Source organism: Curtobacterium sp. NPDC090217, from assembly GCF_044746705.1.
GTDB lineage: Bacteria > Actinomycetota > Actinomycetes > Actinomycetales > Microbacteriaceae > Curtobacterium.
On record NZ_JBIVCR010000001.1, the window covers coordinates 83,640 to 98,879 of the forward strand.

Consider the following 15,240-nt stretch of genomic DNA (forward strand, 5'->3'; position numbering starts at 1 on the left):
GAAGCCAAAACGCGCGTAGTGGGTCGGAAAAGACGACCCCCTACGCGCGTTTCGACCTCCTACGCGGGAAAGGACCCGCCAAGGACCCGCGGCGCGAACGCCCGCTACGAGCGCCACCAGGTGTCGAACGGGGTCGCGGGGACCCGGCGCTTGTGCTCGGTGGCGCGGTACCGGGCCTCGATCGCCTCGGCGACCTCGACCGGGACGTCGTGCCCCTGCAGGTACGCGTCGATCTCGGCGTAGCTCAGGCCCAGGTTCGCCTCGTCCGTCTGTCCGGGGAGGTCGTCGAGCAGGTCGGCGGTCGGCGCCTTCTCGTACAGCCGGGCCGGGGCGCCCAGGTGCTCGAGGAGCTGCCGCCCCTGGCTCTTCGTCAACCCGGTCAGCGGCGTGATGTCGACACCGCCGTCGCCGTACTTCGTGAAGAACCCGGTCACGGCCTCTGCCGCGTGGTCGGTCCCGACGACGATGAGCCCGCGCTGCCCGGCGACCGCGTACTGGGCCACCATGCGCATCCGGGCCTTGACGTTGCCCTTCACGAAGTCGCTGAGCTCGACGCCGGCGCCGGTCGTGTCCTGGACGACCCCGTCGACACCGTGCTCGATGTTCACGGTGATGCCCGGCTCCGCGGCGATGAACTGCAGCGCGAGCTGGGCGTCGTCCTCGTCCGCCTGTACCCGGTACGGCATGCGCACCGTGGTGAAGGAGACGTCGTGCCCGTCGGCGCGCAGCGACTCGACTGCGAGCTGGGAGAGGCGTCCGGCGAGGGTCGAGTCCTGCCCGCCGCTGATCGCGAGGACGAGGCCCTTCGCGCCGGTCGTCGTCAGGTAGTCGCGCAGGAAGCCGACGCGACGCGACACCTCCTCGGCCGGGTCGATGGTCGGCTGGACGTCGAGGGCCGCGGCGATGGCGGCTTGCAGTTCACGCACGTGTCCAGTATTCACCGAGCGTGTCGCTCCGTGTCCGGGATGACCAGATGCCACGCTCACGAGAGCACCACTGAACCGAGGGGGAGTCATGGCCGGGACGGCGCTGTACGAGGTCGGAGCCCTCCACACCTACCAACGCGCGCTCGAGAACGACGGCATCCGCGCCGCGTTGCAGGAAAGCCACCTCTACATCGTGTCGCGTCGCCCGCGCACCACGGTCACGGTGGCCAGAGCGGGACTCGGACGGCCTCGGCTCGTCACCCGCACGCGAGATGTCCGGAGCGCACAGGACATCGTGCTCTCGACAGATGCCGTGCAGGATCCGACATCACGATCGGACGACGCCTACTGGTCGGGGATCGTCAACGGGGCACCGGTCCACGGCGAAGCCTGGCACCTCGCCGCCCTCCTGAGCGACCGCGCGACGAGCATCTCGGCGCACGAGGTGCTCTACGTCGGGCAGGCATACGGCACGGCTGGATCGCGTCACACCGGGCACCGGACGAGTTCGCACTCGACGCTCCAGAAGATCTACGAGGACCATCGCGCGCAGGAGTGGGATGTCTTCGTCACCCCGCTCGTGGTCGGGAAGCTGCTCTCCCTCAACGACGATCACATCGACGACGCGATCGGCGGACTCGAGGGCGGTCTCCTCGAGAGCATCATGCAGCACGAGCGGAACACCGTGGCCGAGAACACCGTCGATGTCGTCGAACACCTGCTGATCTCGTACTTCCGGCCCAAGTACAACAAGAAGCTGCTCGACTGGGTCGACGCGAAGCACCTCGCGCCGCTCCGCGACGGCGGCTACCGACTCGTCTCCGTCCAGCTGCAAGCACTGCACGAGCTCGCGGCGTTCTTCAGCGCCACGCGCACCAGTCCGCACCGCTCGCACCGCATCCTGGCGGAGGTTCCCGCCCTGCCGGAAGGGACCGAGTTCACGATCGGTGGCTGGGACGAGGTCGATCTCCCCGAGATCTCGGGGATCGCGCTGTTGGCTGCAGCGACCGCCACCACGAGCGAGCTCGCACGCTCGTCGTCGGGCATCCTGCGAGTCTTCGGCGACTCCGGGCCGGTCAGCCAGCCGGACTTCTCCGCCTGGGGTGCATGACGCTCGATGTTCGCGCCCCCGCACGAACATCGCGCCCCCGCACGACGGGGCGCGATGGTCACAGAGGGGCGCAAGGTCCCGACCGCCGCGCCGACTCCGGCCCCGGCGCGGCCCACGTCACCGCCCGGCGCGCGCCTTCACGGCCACGTCCTCCGACCGCTTCTGCCGCCACATCCGAGCGGGCTGGTCCGGGCCGTCCCAGACCTGCACGGCGCCCCATGCCGCGGCGAGGAGCGGCACGGACATCACGGCACCCGTGATGCCGGCGAGGACGGTCCCGGCGGTCAGGCCGACCAGGATCACGAGGCCGTGCAGCTTGAGCGTCCGGCCCATCAGCACCGGCTGGAGGAAGTTGCCCTCGAGCTGGTTCACGAGGACCACGATGCCGACCACGACGAGCGCCTGCACCGGCCCGAGCGCGACCAGGGCGACGAGCGCGGCGAGGATCCCGGCAGCGGTGGCACCGACGATCGGGATGAAGGCGGTGATGAAGACGACGACGGCCAGGGGCAGCGCGAGCGGTACGCCGACGATCGCGATGCCGATCCCGATGCCGATGGCGTCGACGGCCGCCACGGCCGCCGTCCCGCGGACGTAGCCGCCGAGCGTCGACACGACACGGTCCCCGACGCGGCGGGCACGGGCGTAACCGGAGCCCGAGAACGGACGGAGCAGGAACTCCCAGATGCGCGGGCCGTCCTTCAGGAAGAAGAACAGCACGACGATCATCAGGACGAGCCCGGTGAGGAAGTTCGCGGTCGCCGACGCCCCGGCGAGCGCGCCGGAACCGAACTGGGCGCTGGTGATGAAGTCGGTGACGGTCTTCGTGGCGTCCTTGATCTGCGAGTCCGAGATCGAGATCGGCAGCGACGTCACCCACCCCTGCAGCTGCTTGAAGCCGTCGACGGCGGAGTCCTGCAGGTCGGACCACTGGTTCTCGACGGCGACGACGATGAGCCAGCCGAGGAGCCCGAGCACGACGAGCACCCCGAGGAGCACCGCCAGCGTCGCGAGGACCGACGGCACCCGGTGCTTCCTGAGCCAGGACACGACGGGGTGCATCGCGGACGCGATGATGAGCGCGATCAGCACGGGGATGGTGACGACGCTGAGCGTGCTCGCGGCGTAGACGATCCCGGCGACGATGACGAGCACGATGATCGCCTGCAGGCACCGCGTCGCGAGTCGGCCGAACGAGTCCGACCAGGCCTTCCTGGGGCCGACGACCGCTTCGACGGGCTCGGGTGCTGACGATCGGAAGAGGGGCATGGTGGTCCTTGTCGGTGACGTCGCTGACGTGCGGCGCGATCGGCGGTCGAACGCTCCCCTGATGATGTCAGGGTGTCGGTGGATACGCTCAGGGTCGTGACGACGACGTTCCCGCGCAGCACCCCGTCCGCCCTCGGCATCGACGCCTCCGGCATCGACGCCCTCGTCCGTGCACTGGAGGCAGCGCCCGACGTCGAACCGCACAGCCTCATGGTGCTCCGGCACGGGCAGGTCGCCGCCGAGGGGTGGTGGACCCCGTACTCCGCCGACCGACCGCACCTGCTCTACTCGCTGAGCAAGAGCTTCACGGCGGCGGCCGTGGGCATCGCGAGCCGCGAGGGCATCGTCGACCTGGACAGCACCGTCGTCAGCCACTTCCCCGAGCTGGACGCCGAGGTCACCGACGCGCGCAGCCGATCCATGACGCTGCGGAACATCCTGGCGATGTCGAGCGGCCACCGCGAGGAGACCCTCGACCGGGCCCGCGCGATCGACTCGAGGAACATCGTCCGCGGCTTTCTGCTGCTCCCGCCCGACGAGGACCCCGGCACCGTCTTCGCCTACAACCAGCCCTGCACGTACACGCTCGCAGAGATCGTCCGCCGGGCGAGCGGGACCTCCCTCGTGGAGTACCTGCGCCCGCGCCTGTTCGACCCGCTCGGCATCGAGCAGGTGTCATGGAAGCAGGACGAGCACGGCAACGAGCTCGGCTTCAGCGGCTGCTACGCCACGACGGAGTCGATCGCGAAGCTCGGCCAGCTGTACCTGCAGCGCGGCGTGTGGGACGGCGAGCGGATCCTCGACGAGGACTGGGTCGAGGCGGCCACCCGCACGCAGGTCGCGAACCCGGGTGAGGAGAACCCGGACTGGAGCCAGGGCTACGGCTACCAGTTCTGGATGGCTCGGCACGGCTTCCGCGGCGACGGCGCGTACGGCCAGTTCTGCGTCGTGCTGCCGGAGCACGACGTCGTCGTCGCGATGACCGGCCAGAGCACCGACATGCAGGCGGTCCTCGACGCGGTGTGGGAGCACCTGCTGCCAGCGGTCGACCGCGACGGCTCGGTGGGCACCGTCGACCTGTCCGCGCTCGTGTTGCGGCCGGTGCCCGGTGGGCGGCTCGGCCTGGAGGCTCGTGGCACCTACGCACGCGCGTCCCGTTCCGGGGTCCCCGGCCTGGAGTCCGTGGTGCTCGAGCAGGACGGCGAGCGGTGGGTGGTCACGCTGCACCAGGACGGCTCCGCCGTGCGTGCCGTCGTCGGCGAGGACGAGTGGGCCGTCGACGGCTCGACTGCGGCGGGCGCCGCGACCGACGACGACGGACGCGTGCTGGTCGCCGTCCGGTTCGTCGACACCCCGCACCTGCTGTGGGTCCGCCTCGACGCCGGGGACCGGACGTTCGCGGCACGGTGGGCGACCGAGCCGCTGCACGACACGTTCGCCACCCTGCACCGCCCGACGGCCGACTAGCGCGTCACCAGGGGACGACGCCGCCGTCGTCGAAGAACCCGCCACGGGGTCCGTCGTCGGGCAGGGTCGCGAGCCGGACGGCCGTCGCGGCGCCCTGCTCGGGCGACCGGTTCCCGGCGAACCCGTTGAAGTCGGTCGCGACGAGCCCGGGGCACGCGGCGTTCACGATGACCGGTGTGTCCTGGAACGCCCGCGCGTACTGCACCGTGATGCCGTTGAGGAAGGTCTTCGACGACGAGTACACGCCCATCACCGGACCCGGCTGCCGCTCGAGCGAGCCCATGCTGCTCGACGTGTTCACGATCCTCGGGTGCTCGGACCGGCGGAGCATCGGCAGCATCGCGTTCGTCACGCGGATCACGCCGTACACGTTCGTGTCGACGACCCTCCTGAGGTCGTCGAGGTCCATCGTCGTCGGGTCCTGCCCCCACGTGACGGGGTCGAACGGTCCCGAGATCCCGGCGTTGTTGACCAGGACGTCGAGCGTGCCGAAGCGCTCCTCGAGCTCGCGTGCCGCAGCCGCGACGCTCTCGTCGCTCGTGACGTCGATCCGCACGCTCGTCGCGTCGATGCCATCTGCGGCCAACCGGGCCGCGGCGTCCGAACCGGCCGTCTCGTTCCGTGCGCCGACGACGACACGCATGCCGAGCCTCCCGAGCGATTCCGCGATCGCGAAGCCGATCCCCTTGTTCGCCCCGGTGACCAGGGCGGTCGTTGCTGTTGTCATGCTCCGATCCTCGGTCCCCGCCCACGCCCCCGTCCAAGACCCGTTGGGTGTCCATCGATACCCGACGGGTATCGGGCGACGTAGGCTCCGTGGCGTGGACGATCTCGAGACGCGCGAACTCCGGTACTTCGTGACCGTGGCCGAGGAACTGCACTTCGGCCGTGCCGCCGCACGCCTCGGCATGTCCCAGCCGCCGCTGTCCCGCGCCATCCGGCAGCTCGAACAGCGGATCGGGACGGAGCTCTTCGAGCGGAACCCCCGCGGCGTCACGTTGACGGCAGCCGGCACGGTCCTGTTCGGCGATGCCGGGCCAGCACTGGCGGCCGTGGCAGCCGCCGGCCGGCGAGCCCAGCGGGCGGGACGCCGGACGCGCCACCTCGTGCTCGCCGTGAAGGCGGGAGCCGACCACGAGCTCCTGCAGGCGTTCCTCGGGGTGCAGGACGCGGACCCCGACGCCCTGCCGATCGAGGTCGTTCGGCGAGGTCCACGAGCAGGCGGCGTTCCTCCGCGACGGCACGGCGGACATCGCGCTCATGCACCGCACGTACGACGACCTGACCGGTTTCGACGCGGAGGACCTGCGGACCGAGCAGCAGGTCGCGATCCTGCCCAGGTCGCACCCGCTGGCGGCACGGCCGGCGCTCTCCACCGCCGACCTGCGCGACCTGCCGGACCTACCCGCCGCCAGGTGGCCCCGCGTCGACGGCACCTACCCGGACGGCCCGGGTCCCGAGGTCCGCTCGCAGGCCCAGCTCGCGCAGCTCGTCGCCCTCGGGAGGACGGTCATCGTCATCCCGCGGTCGAGCCGAACCCTGCAGTGGCCGGAGCACGTCGCGGTCCCGGTGCTCGACGCCGCGCTCGCGACGACCGTGATCGCGTGGCCCGCCGCCTCCACGTCGCCGGACGTCGCCCGCGCGGTGCGGAACGCGGTCAGCGCCGCGGAGACGTTCGCGGCGTCGCGGACGGCCTGACCGGCCGCGACGTCAGATCTCGACGTCGCTGCCCATCGTCACGGTGCGCTGCGGCGGGAGACCGAAGCGTGCTGCCGGGTCCGCGGCGTTGTGGGCGAGCCCGACGAAGAGCTTCTTCCGCCAGGACACCATGCCCCGGTTGCCCCGCATCGGCCGGAGTGCACCGCGGGAGATGAAGTACGACGCCTCGGCCATGTCCTCCGGGTCGAGGTCGAGCACCTCGGACAGGCAGGCCGCGTGCAGGGCGTGCGGCAGGTCCTGGTCGTCGGAGAACCCGAACTTCACGGTGATGTGCTCGATGCCGTCGTCGGTGTAGCCGAGGTCGTCGCGGACGAAGGCCTTGGCGTGCGGCACGTGCGGCACGTTCGCCGTGATGACGGAGACGATGATGACGTGCTTGTGCACCACGTGGTTGTGCTCGACGTTCGCGCGGAGCGCCAGCGGTGTCGTGTCCTTGTTCGGGTGCGGGAAGACCGCGACACCCCGGACCCGCGGTACGTGCTTCGTGTTGATCTTCTCGATGAACTCGTCGAGGGACCCCTCGCGCTCCTGCCGCTCCTGCTGCACGAGCTGCCGTCCCCGGCGCCACGTCGTCATGACCGTGATCACCGCGAGGGCGATGAGGAGCGGCACCCACCCGCCGTGGATCACCTTCGACAGGTTGCCGGCGAGGAACGTCAGCTCGAGACCGCCGAACACGACCGCGGCGACGACGAGCTTCCACGTCGCCCACTGCCAGAGCGGCTTCACCACGAGGAGCAGGAGCAGCGTGTCCGTGACGAGCGCCCCGGTCACCGACACCCCGTACGCCGTCGCCAGGCTCGCCGACGACCGGAACGCGAGCATGATCGCCATCACGCCGATGAACAGCAGCAGGTTCACCGCGGGCAGGTAGATCTGCCCGCCCTCCTGCTTGGAGGTCTGCCGGATCGTCAGCGGCGGCAGGAGCCCCAGCTGGACGGCCTGCCGGGTGAGCGAGAACGCCCCGGAGATGACCGCCTGGCTCGCGATGACCGTCGCGGCCGTCGCGAGCACCACGACCGGGAGCTGCGCCCAGTTCGGGAAGAGCAGGAAGAACGGGTCCTTCGTCGCCTCCGGGTGCTCGAGCACGAGCGCCGCCTGCCCGAGGTAGTTGAGGACCAGCGCGGGGAACACCACGAAGAACCACGCGCGGAGGATCGGCACCCGGCCGAAGTGGCCCATGTCCGCGTAGAGCGCCTCGGCACCGGTGATCACCAGGACGACGGCCCCCATCGCGACGAACGAGATGAACGGGTGCGCGAAGACGAACGCGATCGCCCAGGTCGGGGACAGCCCCTGCAGGACGCCGGGGTGCTGGACGATCATCGGGAGGCCGGCCACCGCGATCACGACGAACCAGAGCAGCATCACCGGGCCGAACAGCGTCCCGACCTTGCCGGTGCCGAACCGCTGCACGAAGAACAGGATCACGAGGATGACCGCGGCGATCGGCACGATGAGGTGCCCGACCGCCGGGGCCGCGGTGCCGAGGCCCTCGACCGCGGACAGCACGGAGACCGCCGGGGTGATCACGGAGTCCCCGTAGAAGAGCGAGACCCCGACGATTCCCACGATGAGGAAGATCGTCGACCCGCCGCGGCGCTTGGCGTACAGCCGACGGGCCAGTGCGGCGAGCGCCATCACGCCGCCCTCGCCGTTGTTGTCCGCGCGCATGAGCACGAGGACGTACTTGATCGACACGATGATCGTGATGCTCCAGAACATCATCGAGATCACGCCGTAGACGTCCTCGGGGATCGGCTTCACGATCCCGCCGTCGATGGTGAACACCGTCCGGAGCGAGTACAGCGGGCTGGTTCCGATGTCGCCGAAGACGACCCCGAGCGCGGCGAGCGCCAGGGCCGTCACGCCCTTGGGGCCGCCGTGTCCGGCAACGGCGTCGTCGCCGGGTGCGGTGTCCTCGTTGACAGGGGCCGCGGAGTGGGTGTCCGTCACGCTCGATCTCCTCGAATCCAGTCGCCAGGGAAGCGGCCAGCGATCATCCTGCCACCGTCCGACGTACACGCTCGCAGCCACCGCTCGACCGTTCGGGAAGCGCAAACGACACCTGTCGTACAACGGGCGTATCCTGACGCCATGAAGGCACTGCAGTACCGCACCATCGGCTCCCGACCGGAGCTCGTCGAGATCCCGAAGCCCGTCCCCTCGGCGTCGGAGGTCCTGCTCCGCGTCACCGCCGCCGGGGCCTGCCACTCGGACGAGTTCATCATGGGCACGTCCGCCGAGGACTACTGGTTCAAGCCCGTCCCGCTGACGCTCGGCCACGAGGTCGCCGGCGTCGTCGAGGCGATCGGCGAGGGCGTGCACGGCGTCGAGGTCGGCGAGTCCGTCCTGGTCTACGGACCGTGGGGCTGCGGCCGCTGCTACGCCTGCGCATCGGGCGAGGAGCAGAACTGCGAGCACGGGATGCGCGCACCCGGCATCTTCAGCGACGGCGGCATGGCGGAGTACATGATCGTCGACGACGCCCGCCACCTGGTTCCGATCGGCGATCTCGACCCGGTCGCGAACGTGTCGCTGACCGATGCCGCGCTCACCCCGTACCGCGCCGTGAAGTCCGCGCTCCCCCGGCTGACCCCCGGCACCACCGCCGTCGTCATCGGCTCCGGCGGCCTCGGTCACGTCGCGATCCAGCTCCTCAAGGCGCTGACGCAGTCGACCGTCGTCGTGCTCGACGTCGACGACGACAAGCTGTCGTTCGCCGAGTCGGTCGGCGCCGACCACACCTTCCTGTCGAAGCCCGACGCGATCGAGCGCGTCAAGGGCATCACGCGCGGCCTCGGCGCCGACGTCGTGTTCGACTTCGTGGGCATCCAGCCGACCGCCGACCTCGCAGCAGGCATGATCCGCGTCGCCGGTGACATCGTCGTCGTCGGCGTCGCGACGGGCGCCGTTCCGGTCGGGCAGACCACCGTGCCGCTCGACGTCAACGCGCGGGCGATCAACTGGGGGTCCCGCACCGAGCTCATGGAGGTCGTGGAGCTCGCCAAGAAGGGCGCGATCTCGATCCACGTCGAGGAGTACTCGATGGACCAGGCGACCGAGGCCTACGACCGCCTGCACGCGGGCAAGGTGCGTGGACGCGCCGTGGTGGTGCCGACCCGCTGAGCCGCCAGCGGCTCCGGTCGCGACCGGACGACGGACGGGAGGCGCGGTGCCGGCTGGCGCCGCGCCTCCCGTCCGTCACGGGGTCACCATCTCGATCCCGTCACGCGTCCGCCGGTTCGAAGTCGCCTGGTGCCCAGCTCCGGTCGAGGGAGGGACCGAGCGGGCCGTAGAGCCGGAAGTACGAGAACCAGTGCTTGCCGGGGATCGTCTGCACCCAGTTGCTCGTCCCACTCGCCGGTGGTTCCGGACCGAAGTGCAGCACGACCGAGCCGTCCGGCTCCACCGAGAGGTCCCGGTCGCGGCTGCCACGGTCGCCGCGCTGCTGCTCGTTGTCGATGAGACACCGCGTTCCGACGTCGTACACCGTGACCGACCAGAACAGCGCGGCCGGCACGTCGGGCGGCACCGTGAGCTCGTACGACCGGCCGCCGTCGAGCCACGCACCCGTTGCATCCGTGTACGACCGCGAAGTCCCACTGCCGGTCCGGGCGGTAGCGCGTGTCGGGGAAGCGCTTCGCGAACGTGTTCGCCTGTGCCATGCGCTCCCCGTCGGCAGCCGCCCGTTCCAGCACGGTGACGAGCCGCTCGTCCGGCGCGAACGGCTTGCCAGGCTCGATCCCGAGCTGTCGCAGCATCGCCAGGAAGAACCGGTCCCGCTCGTCGACGACCTCGGTCTGGTAGATGCGGTGCAGCACCTCCCAGTAGGCGATGCCCCGCGGTTGATCGCCTGACCACGGCCGCCCGTCCGGCGAGATCAGCCGGGTCGCCGGGGGATCGTCGTGCTCCGTCAGGGGATGCACGCGCACCGCCGCCGCCAGGGCAGCCCCACGCTCCGGATCCGGGTCGAGCGTGCGGAACCCGAACATCACGTTGACCCCGCTGGACCGGATCACCGACCAGCTCTGGTCGTGCTCGGGGACGTCCTGTCCCGGAGCGACGACGAGCGTCGTCCCGCCGTGCCCGGCGTCCGCCCCCATCTCGCCGAGGACGCCGCACTCGCGCTGCCAGAAGTCCGACACCCCGCCCGCCGTCGGTCCCGGTGGGAGCTCGATCACGAGCGGACCGGTCTCCGACAGGTCGAAGAAGTTCAGGATGTACGGGGTCGTCGCGTTGGCCGTGATCAGCCCGAGCTTGTCCCGGTAGGTGACGTAGTGCACGAGGTCGTGCTGCGTCGCGCCGAACACCTCGCGGTGCTGGGCGCTCCAGTGCGCGTAGGACACGATCGGCAGCGCCCACAGGTAGGTCAGGCAGGCGAGCTGGTGGTCGAGGTCGTCGAAGATCACCGGCAGGCTGTCGCGCGGCGGGAGGTCGGTACCGTTCTCCGCATCGGTGGTCATGCCAGCGATCGTCGTCCCGAGCCGCCCTGGCGACATCACCCCAGCAGGGTGAGCGTCACTCCTCCATCTGGAGCGCCTTGCCGCGCATCACCAGCAGCGGATCAGGCGGCAGCGCGACCGACGGGTCCTTGTCCTCGTAGTCGAACTGCGCGAGGAAGTACCGCATCGCGTTCACGCGGGCGCGCTTCTTGTCGTTCGACCGGACGATCGTCCACGGCGCGTAACGCTTGTCGGTGCGGCGGAACATCTCCTCCTTCGCGGCCGTGTAGTCGTCCCAGACCCGGAGCGACGCGACGTCGTTCGGCGAGAGCTTCCACCGGCGGACCGGGTCCAGCTGCCGGATGGCGAACCGGGTGCGCTGCTCCTTCCGGGTCACCGAGAACCAGAACTTCGTGACGTGGATGCCCGAGTCGACGAGCATCCGCTCGAACGACGGCGCCTGCGCCATGAACGTCTCGTACTCCTCGTCCGAGCAGTAGCCCATCACGCGCTCGACCCCGGCGCGGTTGTACCAGGAGCGGTCGAACATCACGATCTCCCCGGCACTCGGCAGGTGCTCGACGTACCGCTGGAAGTACCACTGGCCCTGCTCGCGCTCGGTCGGCTTCGACAGCGCGACGACGCGGGACGTCCTGGGGTTGAGGTGCTCGGTGAACCGCTTGATCGTGCCGCCCTTGCCTGCGGCGTCGCGGCCCTCGAAGAGGATGATGGCGCGGCGGCCGTTGTCCTCGAGCCAGTACTGGAACTTCAGCAGCTCGACCTGCAGCCGGTACTTCTCGAACTCGTACTCCTCGCGGCTCATCCGCTCGTCGTACGGGTAGTCCTCTTTCCAGGTGTAGATCGGGTTGCCCTGCGGGTCGATCAGCTCCGGGTCGGGCGTGTGGGCGTTGTCGACCGTGTACCCGCGGGTCCGCAGGTCCTCGATGTACTCGCGCAGGTCGCCGACGGGGCCTACATCCAGCACGGGGTCCTCCTCTGCCGGCGCGGGTCGGGTGCGCGGCTCACCCCGGTATAGCAACCCGGGGTGAACAACGGGCACCGTCGACCATCCGGTCAGTCCGGCGTACTCCGACCCCGTGGGTCGGCGTGGACGTTCGGTGACGCCGCGGCTACTGGCCGCGTTTCGCCTTGCGGAGGGCGAAGCGCCACAACCAGATGCCAGCACCGAGCCAGAAGATGCCGAGCGCCGTGTTCACGACAGCCAGGACCACGTCGAGATCAGGCCGGACGAAGCGGACGATCGACGTCGTCATGAAGACCGAGCCGAAGGCGAGGGCGATCGTACCCAGGACCTTCGCGCTCAACACGTCCACCGAGCCAACCTAGCGCGCGCTCGCGTCTCGAGGACCGATCCGCTACCGGGCGCGGCTTGATGACGCCGATGCGAGTAGTGATCAGCGTTGCCTGTCCATGGCGAGCCCGATCAGGTCTCCGACCGCGACGTCCGAGAATTCGGGATAGAGGCCGCGATGCGCGTCGCGTACCTCGGTCTCGGTCAAGCCTCCCGCTTCGCGAAGCGACCGAGCCCATCGAGCCGCGTCCGACTCCAGCTCGTCAAGTCGCTGTTGCGCCGTCTCGAATTCGTGCTCCGGCACTTCAGGAAACGCCGCTCGTACATCCAGCGGAGCCCAGTGCCGCCTGCGGGCCACTGATGAACGGACCATCGCGTCGTGAAGCGACAATTGCGCCAGGGTGTCTTGACTGATCCGGTAATACTCCATGTCGCGATACTAGAGATGGCAAGGAGCGCAACGGCGTCTCGATAGCCGATCGGTCAGCGGGCCGCACTTGATCGGCCAGGGGACGATTGCGCACCGCTGACCGTTCGGGTCCGCCCGGTCGAGGGAGTATCGCACAGGGGTTTCGTGGCGATCGCGACGGGGACCGTCCACTGGAGATTCCGGCCGGCAGGATCGCGCGCCCGGGGAACGGCGCTCCACGAGTGACGGGGCGCGGTGCTCAGCTGATCAGCTCAGCTCAGCCGAGCCCGAAGCGGAGCCGAGAGTCGGTGGGAAGTCGGGCTGCCCGGCTCACCCGACGGCCCGGTACGCCTCTAATCGTGCGACGCCGGGTAGCGTTCCACGGTCGGTCGGTCGGTCGTGGTGCGGTGCGGTGCCGATTCTGTGTTCGAGCGTCGCCAACTCGCCACTGTCAGCAGGCTGGTCTCGGTAGCCGACCCGGTTGCGCTACTCGCCACCGAGCTCTGCTGCGGCCAGCGAGATCATTCCGTCCGAGAGTCGTCCTGATCCGTCAAGCCGAGCGGACCCGTTGGCCGGGTCACCGCTGGGCCGCTGCCCGCTGGTCGGCGAGGACGCCCTCGAAGAGTTTGACGACGCCGTCTGGGGCTCCTGTGCCGAAGATGGTGTCGACCGTGCGGTGCGCGGCGATGGCTGCTGCCTCGCTGCGCGGGAATATGATCGCCTCGTACTCAGCCAGGGCCGTTTCGATGTCATCGGGGTGCGAGGCGATCGCCTCGGCGAGCTGGGCGCCGTCGAACATCGCCAGGTTGGCGCCGTCACCACCGGGAACGGTGACGTGCGCTGCGTCACCGATGAGGGTCACGCCGGGCGTGCGCTCCCAGCGGTGGGCATCCGGCAGCTGGTAGATCTTCCGCACCGCCGGCGGCTGCTCACCCTCGGAGATCAACGCCGTGAGCTTCGGCGACCAGCCGTCGAACTCTGCTGCGACCCGGGCACGGGAGGTCGCGGCATCAGTGAGATCGATGGCGTCGAACCACTCCACCGGCCGGTGCAGGATCACGTACGTGTGCACCACGTCGCCGACCTCGCGGTGCGCCAGGAACCCCTTACCCGGCATGATGCCGTAGAGCGCTCCATCACCCACGGTGTCCGCGATGTCCGGGTAGTCGATGCTGACGCTGTGCAGGTACGAGTCGACGTAGCTGAAGCCGGAGTAGATCGGTACCGCGTCCGAGACCAGGGGGCGCACCTTGGACCAGGTACCGTCGGCACCGACCAGGACGTTCGTGGTCGCGGTCGTGCCGTCCGTGAACACCAGCTCGTGCTCGGCTGCGCCGACCGCGGCGACCGAGGCGAGCTTCTTGCCCCACTGGACCGTGCCCTCGGGCAGTGACTCCAGCAGAATGCGGCGAATCTCTCCTCGCAGTGTCTCCGGCCGCGTCATCGAACCATCATCGGGGACCTCGACGAGGACGTTGCCGTCCGTGTCGTACACCCGACGAGCTCCTCCACCACGGTGGATGATCCCCTCGTACTGCTCCGTCAGACCAGCCATGTGCAATGCGCGCTGGCCGTCTTCCTCGTGCAGGTCGAGCTGGCCGCCCTGCGTCCGGGACTCAGCGGAGTGCTCCGCTTCGTAGATCGTCGCCGACACCCCGTGGACGTGCAGGACGCGAGCGAGAGTGAGGCCGCCGAGGCCGGCGCCGACGATCGTGACGGTCGTGGTCATGGAGTTCCTCCGATCGAGCAGTCTGAACAGATTCACGAACAATGTTCCATACGAACATTGATCGTGTCAATGGTATGGTTGCCCCATGGCTGGACGACGTGCCGCGCGGGATGCGATGACGAGGGAACAGTGGGTCGCGCACCTCGAGCAGGCATCCTCTCGAGGGTCGGGGGCACCCGTCGCACCCGTTCGGAGTCGTCGAGGTCGAGAGCCGATCACCACCGAGCGGATCGTCGCCGCGGCGCTCGACACTGTGCAGGAGACCGGCTTCGAGGACCTCACGATGCGCTCGGTCGCGGCGGCCCTCGATACCGGGCCGGCGTCGCTGTACGCGCATGTGCGGAGCAAGGCCGAACTCGGCGACCTCCTCGTCGGGGAGCTGTGCTCCCGGGTCCACCTCCCGAGACCGGACGCCGACCACTGGCAGGAGCAGTTCATCGCTCTCTGCGCTGGACTTCGTGATCAGTTCCTCGCCTACCCCGGCGTGGCCCGTGCTGCCCTGGCAGTCGTCCCAGCCGACTTCGGGACACTCCGGGTCGCCGAAGCGCTGCTGGCTACCCTGCGCACAGGCGGCGTGCAGCCCCGGCAAGCGGCCTGGGCGAGCGACGCCGCGTTCCTCTACATCTGTGCCTACTGCCTCGAAGCTGCGGACGGTGATCAGCAACGCCGCGACGTCAGCGGAACAGCGATCGGCGCCGAGGAGATCGCTACTCGCTTGCAGATGCTCCCGGCAGATACGTTCCCGCACACGATCGAACTGTCCCGCGACCTCACCGCCGGCGACGGTCATGACCGCTTCGCATTCACCCTCGACCTCATCGTTCGAGGACTCGACCACTGACGTCGTCCAGCT

14 protein-coding genes and 2 pseudogenes are annotated in these 15,240 nt (G+C 69.6%); 6 read left to right on the forward strand and 10 right to left on the reverse strand.

Features of this window, described 5'->3' with window-relative positions:
- Window positions 1-104: 104 nt before the first annotated feature.
- Window positions 105-926, reverse strand: a complete 822-nt coding sequence (gene nadE / locus ACIPJ2_RS00385) for an ammonia-dependent NAD(+) synthetase (RefSeq protein WP_281265814.1) — start codon at window positions 924-926, stop codon at window positions 105-107.
- A gap of 88 nt (window positions 927-1,014) precedes the next feature.
- On the opposite strand from nadE, the gene ACIPJ2_RS00390 reads away from it, so the two are divergent.
- Window positions 1,015-2,037 (forward strand): hypothetical protein, encoded by a 1,023-nt coding sequence (locus ACIPJ2_RS00390; RefSeq protein ID WP_402727103.1) that lies wholly within the window; start codon window positions 1,015-1,017, stop codon window positions 2,035-2,037.
- A 117-nt stretch (window positions 2,038-2,154) separates the two neighbouring features.
- On the opposite strand, the gene ACIPJ2_RS00395 is transcribed toward ACIPJ2_RS00390, so the two are convergent.
- Window positions 2,155-3,306 carry an AI-2E family transporter gene (locus tag ACIPJ2_RS00395; RefSeq protein WP_402727104.1) on the reverse strand — a complete coding sequence of 384 codons (1,152 nt, stop codon included), beginning with the start codon at window positions 3,304-3,306 and terminating at the stop codon, window positions 2,155-2,157.
- 96 nt (window positions 3,307-3,402) lie between these two features.
- Here ACIPJ2_RS00395 and ACIPJ2_RS00400 point away from each other — a divergent pair, with 96 nt between their 5' ends.
- Window positions 3,403-4,773, forward strand: a complete 1,371-nt coding sequence (locus tag ACIPJ2_RS00400) for a serine hydrolase domain-containing protein (protein WP_402727105.1) — start codon at window positions 3,403-3,405, stop codon at window positions 4,771-4,773.
- Between the two features lie 4 nt (window positions 4,774-4,777).
- Here ACIPJ2_RS00400 and ACIPJ2_RS00405 read toward each other — a convergent pair whose 3' ends face one another.
- On the reverse strand, window positions 4,778-5,500 hold the full coding sequence (locus ACIPJ2_RS00405; RefSeq protein WP_402727106.1) for an SDR family oxidoreductase: 723 nt from the start codon (window positions 5,498-5,500) through the stop codon (window positions 4,778-4,780).
- Here ACIPJ2_RS00405 and ACIPJ2_RS00410 point away from each other — a divergent pair.
- Window positions 5,499-5,726 (forward strand): annotated as a pseudogene (locus ACIPJ2_RS00410) (LysR family transcriptional regulator); the annotation flags it as partial. The gene ACIPJ2_RS00405 and the pseudogene ACIPJ2_RS00410 sit on opposite strands and share 2 nt — an antisense overlap.
- A 307-nt stretch (window positions 5,727-6,033) precedes the next feature.
- Window positions 6,034-6,471, forward strand: coding sequence for a LysR substrate-binding domain-containing protein (locus ACIPJ2_RS00415; RefSeq protein ID WP_402727107.1), 438 nt, complete (start codon window positions 6,034-6,036; stop codon window positions 6,469-6,471).
- 12 nt (window positions 6,472-6,483) lie between these two features.
- Here the strand turns inward: ACIPJ2_RS00415 and ACIPJ2_RS00420 are convergent, their stop codons facing one another.
- Window positions 6,484-8,448 carry a potassium transporter Kup gene (locus ACIPJ2_RS00420; protein ID WP_402727108.1) on the reverse strand — a complete coding sequence of 655 codons (1,965 nt, stop codon included), beginning with the start codon at window positions 8,446-8,448 and terminating at the stop codon, window positions 6,484-6,486.
- A gap of 141 nt (window positions 8,449-8,589) precedes the next feature.
- Between ACIPJ2_RS00420 and ACIPJ2_RS00425 the strand changes: the two genes are divergently transcribed.
- Complete coding sequence (locus ACIPJ2_RS00425) at window positions 8,590-9,621, forward strand: NAD(P)-dependent alcohol dehydrogenase (protein WP_402727109.1); 1,032 nt, start codon at window positions 8,590-8,592, stop codon at window positions 9,619-9,621.
- Between the two features lie 100 nt (window positions 9,622-9,721).
- On the opposite strand, the gene ACIPJ2_RS00430 is transcribed toward ACIPJ2_RS00425, so the two are convergent.
- The 6 genes and pseudogenes from ACIPJ2_RS00430 to ACIPJ2_RS00455 form a co-directional block, all read right to left on the reverse strand.
- Window positions 9,722-10,027, reverse strand: coding sequence for a DUF1214 domain-containing protein (locus ACIPJ2_RS00430; RefSeq protein ID WP_402728293.1), 306 nt, complete (start codon window positions 10,025-10,027; stop codon window positions 9,722-9,724).
- Window positions 10,028-10,508: 481 nt separating this feature from the next.
- Window positions 10,509-10,994 (reverse strand): annotated as a pseudogene (locus tag ACIPJ2_RS00435) (DUF1254 domain-containing protein); the annotation flags it as partial.
- Between the two features lie 19 nt (window positions 10,995-11,013).
- The gene (ppk2, locus tag ACIPJ2_RS00440; protein WP_402728294.1) at window positions 11,014-11,919 is read right to left on the reverse strand and encodes a polyphosphate kinase 2; all 906 of its coding nucleotides are present in this window, start codon (window positions 11,917-11,919) and stop codon (window positions 11,014-11,016) included.
- Window positions 11,920-12,067: 148 nt separating this feature from the next.
- Complete coding sequence (locus ACIPJ2_RS00445; RefSeq protein WP_402727110.1) at window positions 12,068-12,271, reverse strand: hypothetical protein; 204 nt, start codon at window positions 12,269-12,271, stop codon at window positions 12,068-12,070.
- Window positions 12,272-12,352: 81 nt separating this feature from the next.
- Complete coding sequence (locus ACIPJ2_RS00450) at window positions 12,353-12,679, reverse strand: hypothetical protein (protein WP_402727111.1); 327 nt, start codon at window positions 12,677-12,679, stop codon at window positions 12,353-12,355.
- Window positions 12,680-13,235: 556 nt separating this feature from the next.
- On the reverse strand, window positions 13,236-14,387 hold the full coding sequence (locus ACIPJ2_RS00455; RefSeq protein ID WP_402727112.1) for an FAD-dependent oxidoreductase: 1,152 nt from the start codon (window positions 14,385-14,387) through the stop codon (window positions 13,236-13,238).
- 115 nt (window positions 14,388-14,502) lie between these two features.
- On the opposite strand from ACIPJ2_RS00455, the gene ACIPJ2_RS00460 reads away from it, so the two are divergent.
- The gene (locus ACIPJ2_RS00460; RefSeq protein WP_402728295.1) at window positions 14,503-15,228 is read left to right on the forward strand and encodes a TetR/AcrR family transcriptional regulator; all 726 of its coding nucleotides are present in this window, start codon (window positions 14,503-14,505) and stop codon (window positions 15,226-15,228) included.
- The last annotated feature ends 12 nt before the right edge of the window (window positions 15,229-15,240 follow it).

Bases quoted from the DNA above. Each gene is read 5' to 3' on its own strand.
- ACIPJ2_RS00390 (WP_402727103.1), top strand. From the start codon at position 1,015: ATGGCCGGGACGGCGCTGTACGAGGTCGGAGCCCTCCACACCTACCAA.
- ACIPJ2_RS00395 (WP_402727104.1), bottom strand. From the start codon at position 3,306: ATGCCCCTCTTCCGATCGTCAGCACCCGAGCCCGTCGAAGCGGTCGTC.
- ACIPJ2_RS00405 (WP_402727106.1), bottom strand. From the start codon at position 5,500: ATGACAACAGCAACGACCGCCCTGGTCACCGGGGCGAACAAGGGGATC.
- ACIPJ2_RS00415 (WP_402727107.1), top strand. From the start codon at position 6,034: ATGCACCGCACGTACGACGACCTGACCGGTTTCGACGCGGAGGACCTG.
- ACIPJ2_RS00425 (WP_402727109.1), top strand. From the start codon at position 8,590: ATGAAGGCACTGCAGTACCGCACCATCGGCTCCCGACCGGAGCTCGTC.
- ACIPJ2_RS00450 (WP_402727111.1), bottom strand. From the start codon at position 12,679: ATGGAGTATTACCGGATCAGTCAAGACACCCTGGCGCAATTGTCGCTT.
- ACIPJ2_RS00455 (WP_402727112.1), bottom strand. From the start codon at position 14,387: ATGACCACGACCGTCACGATCGTCGGCGCCGGCCTCGGCGGCCTCACT.
- ACIPJ2_RS00460 (WP_402728295.1), top strand. From the start codon at position 14,503: ATGACGAGGGAACAGTGGGTCGCGCACCTCGAGCAGGCATCCTCTCGA.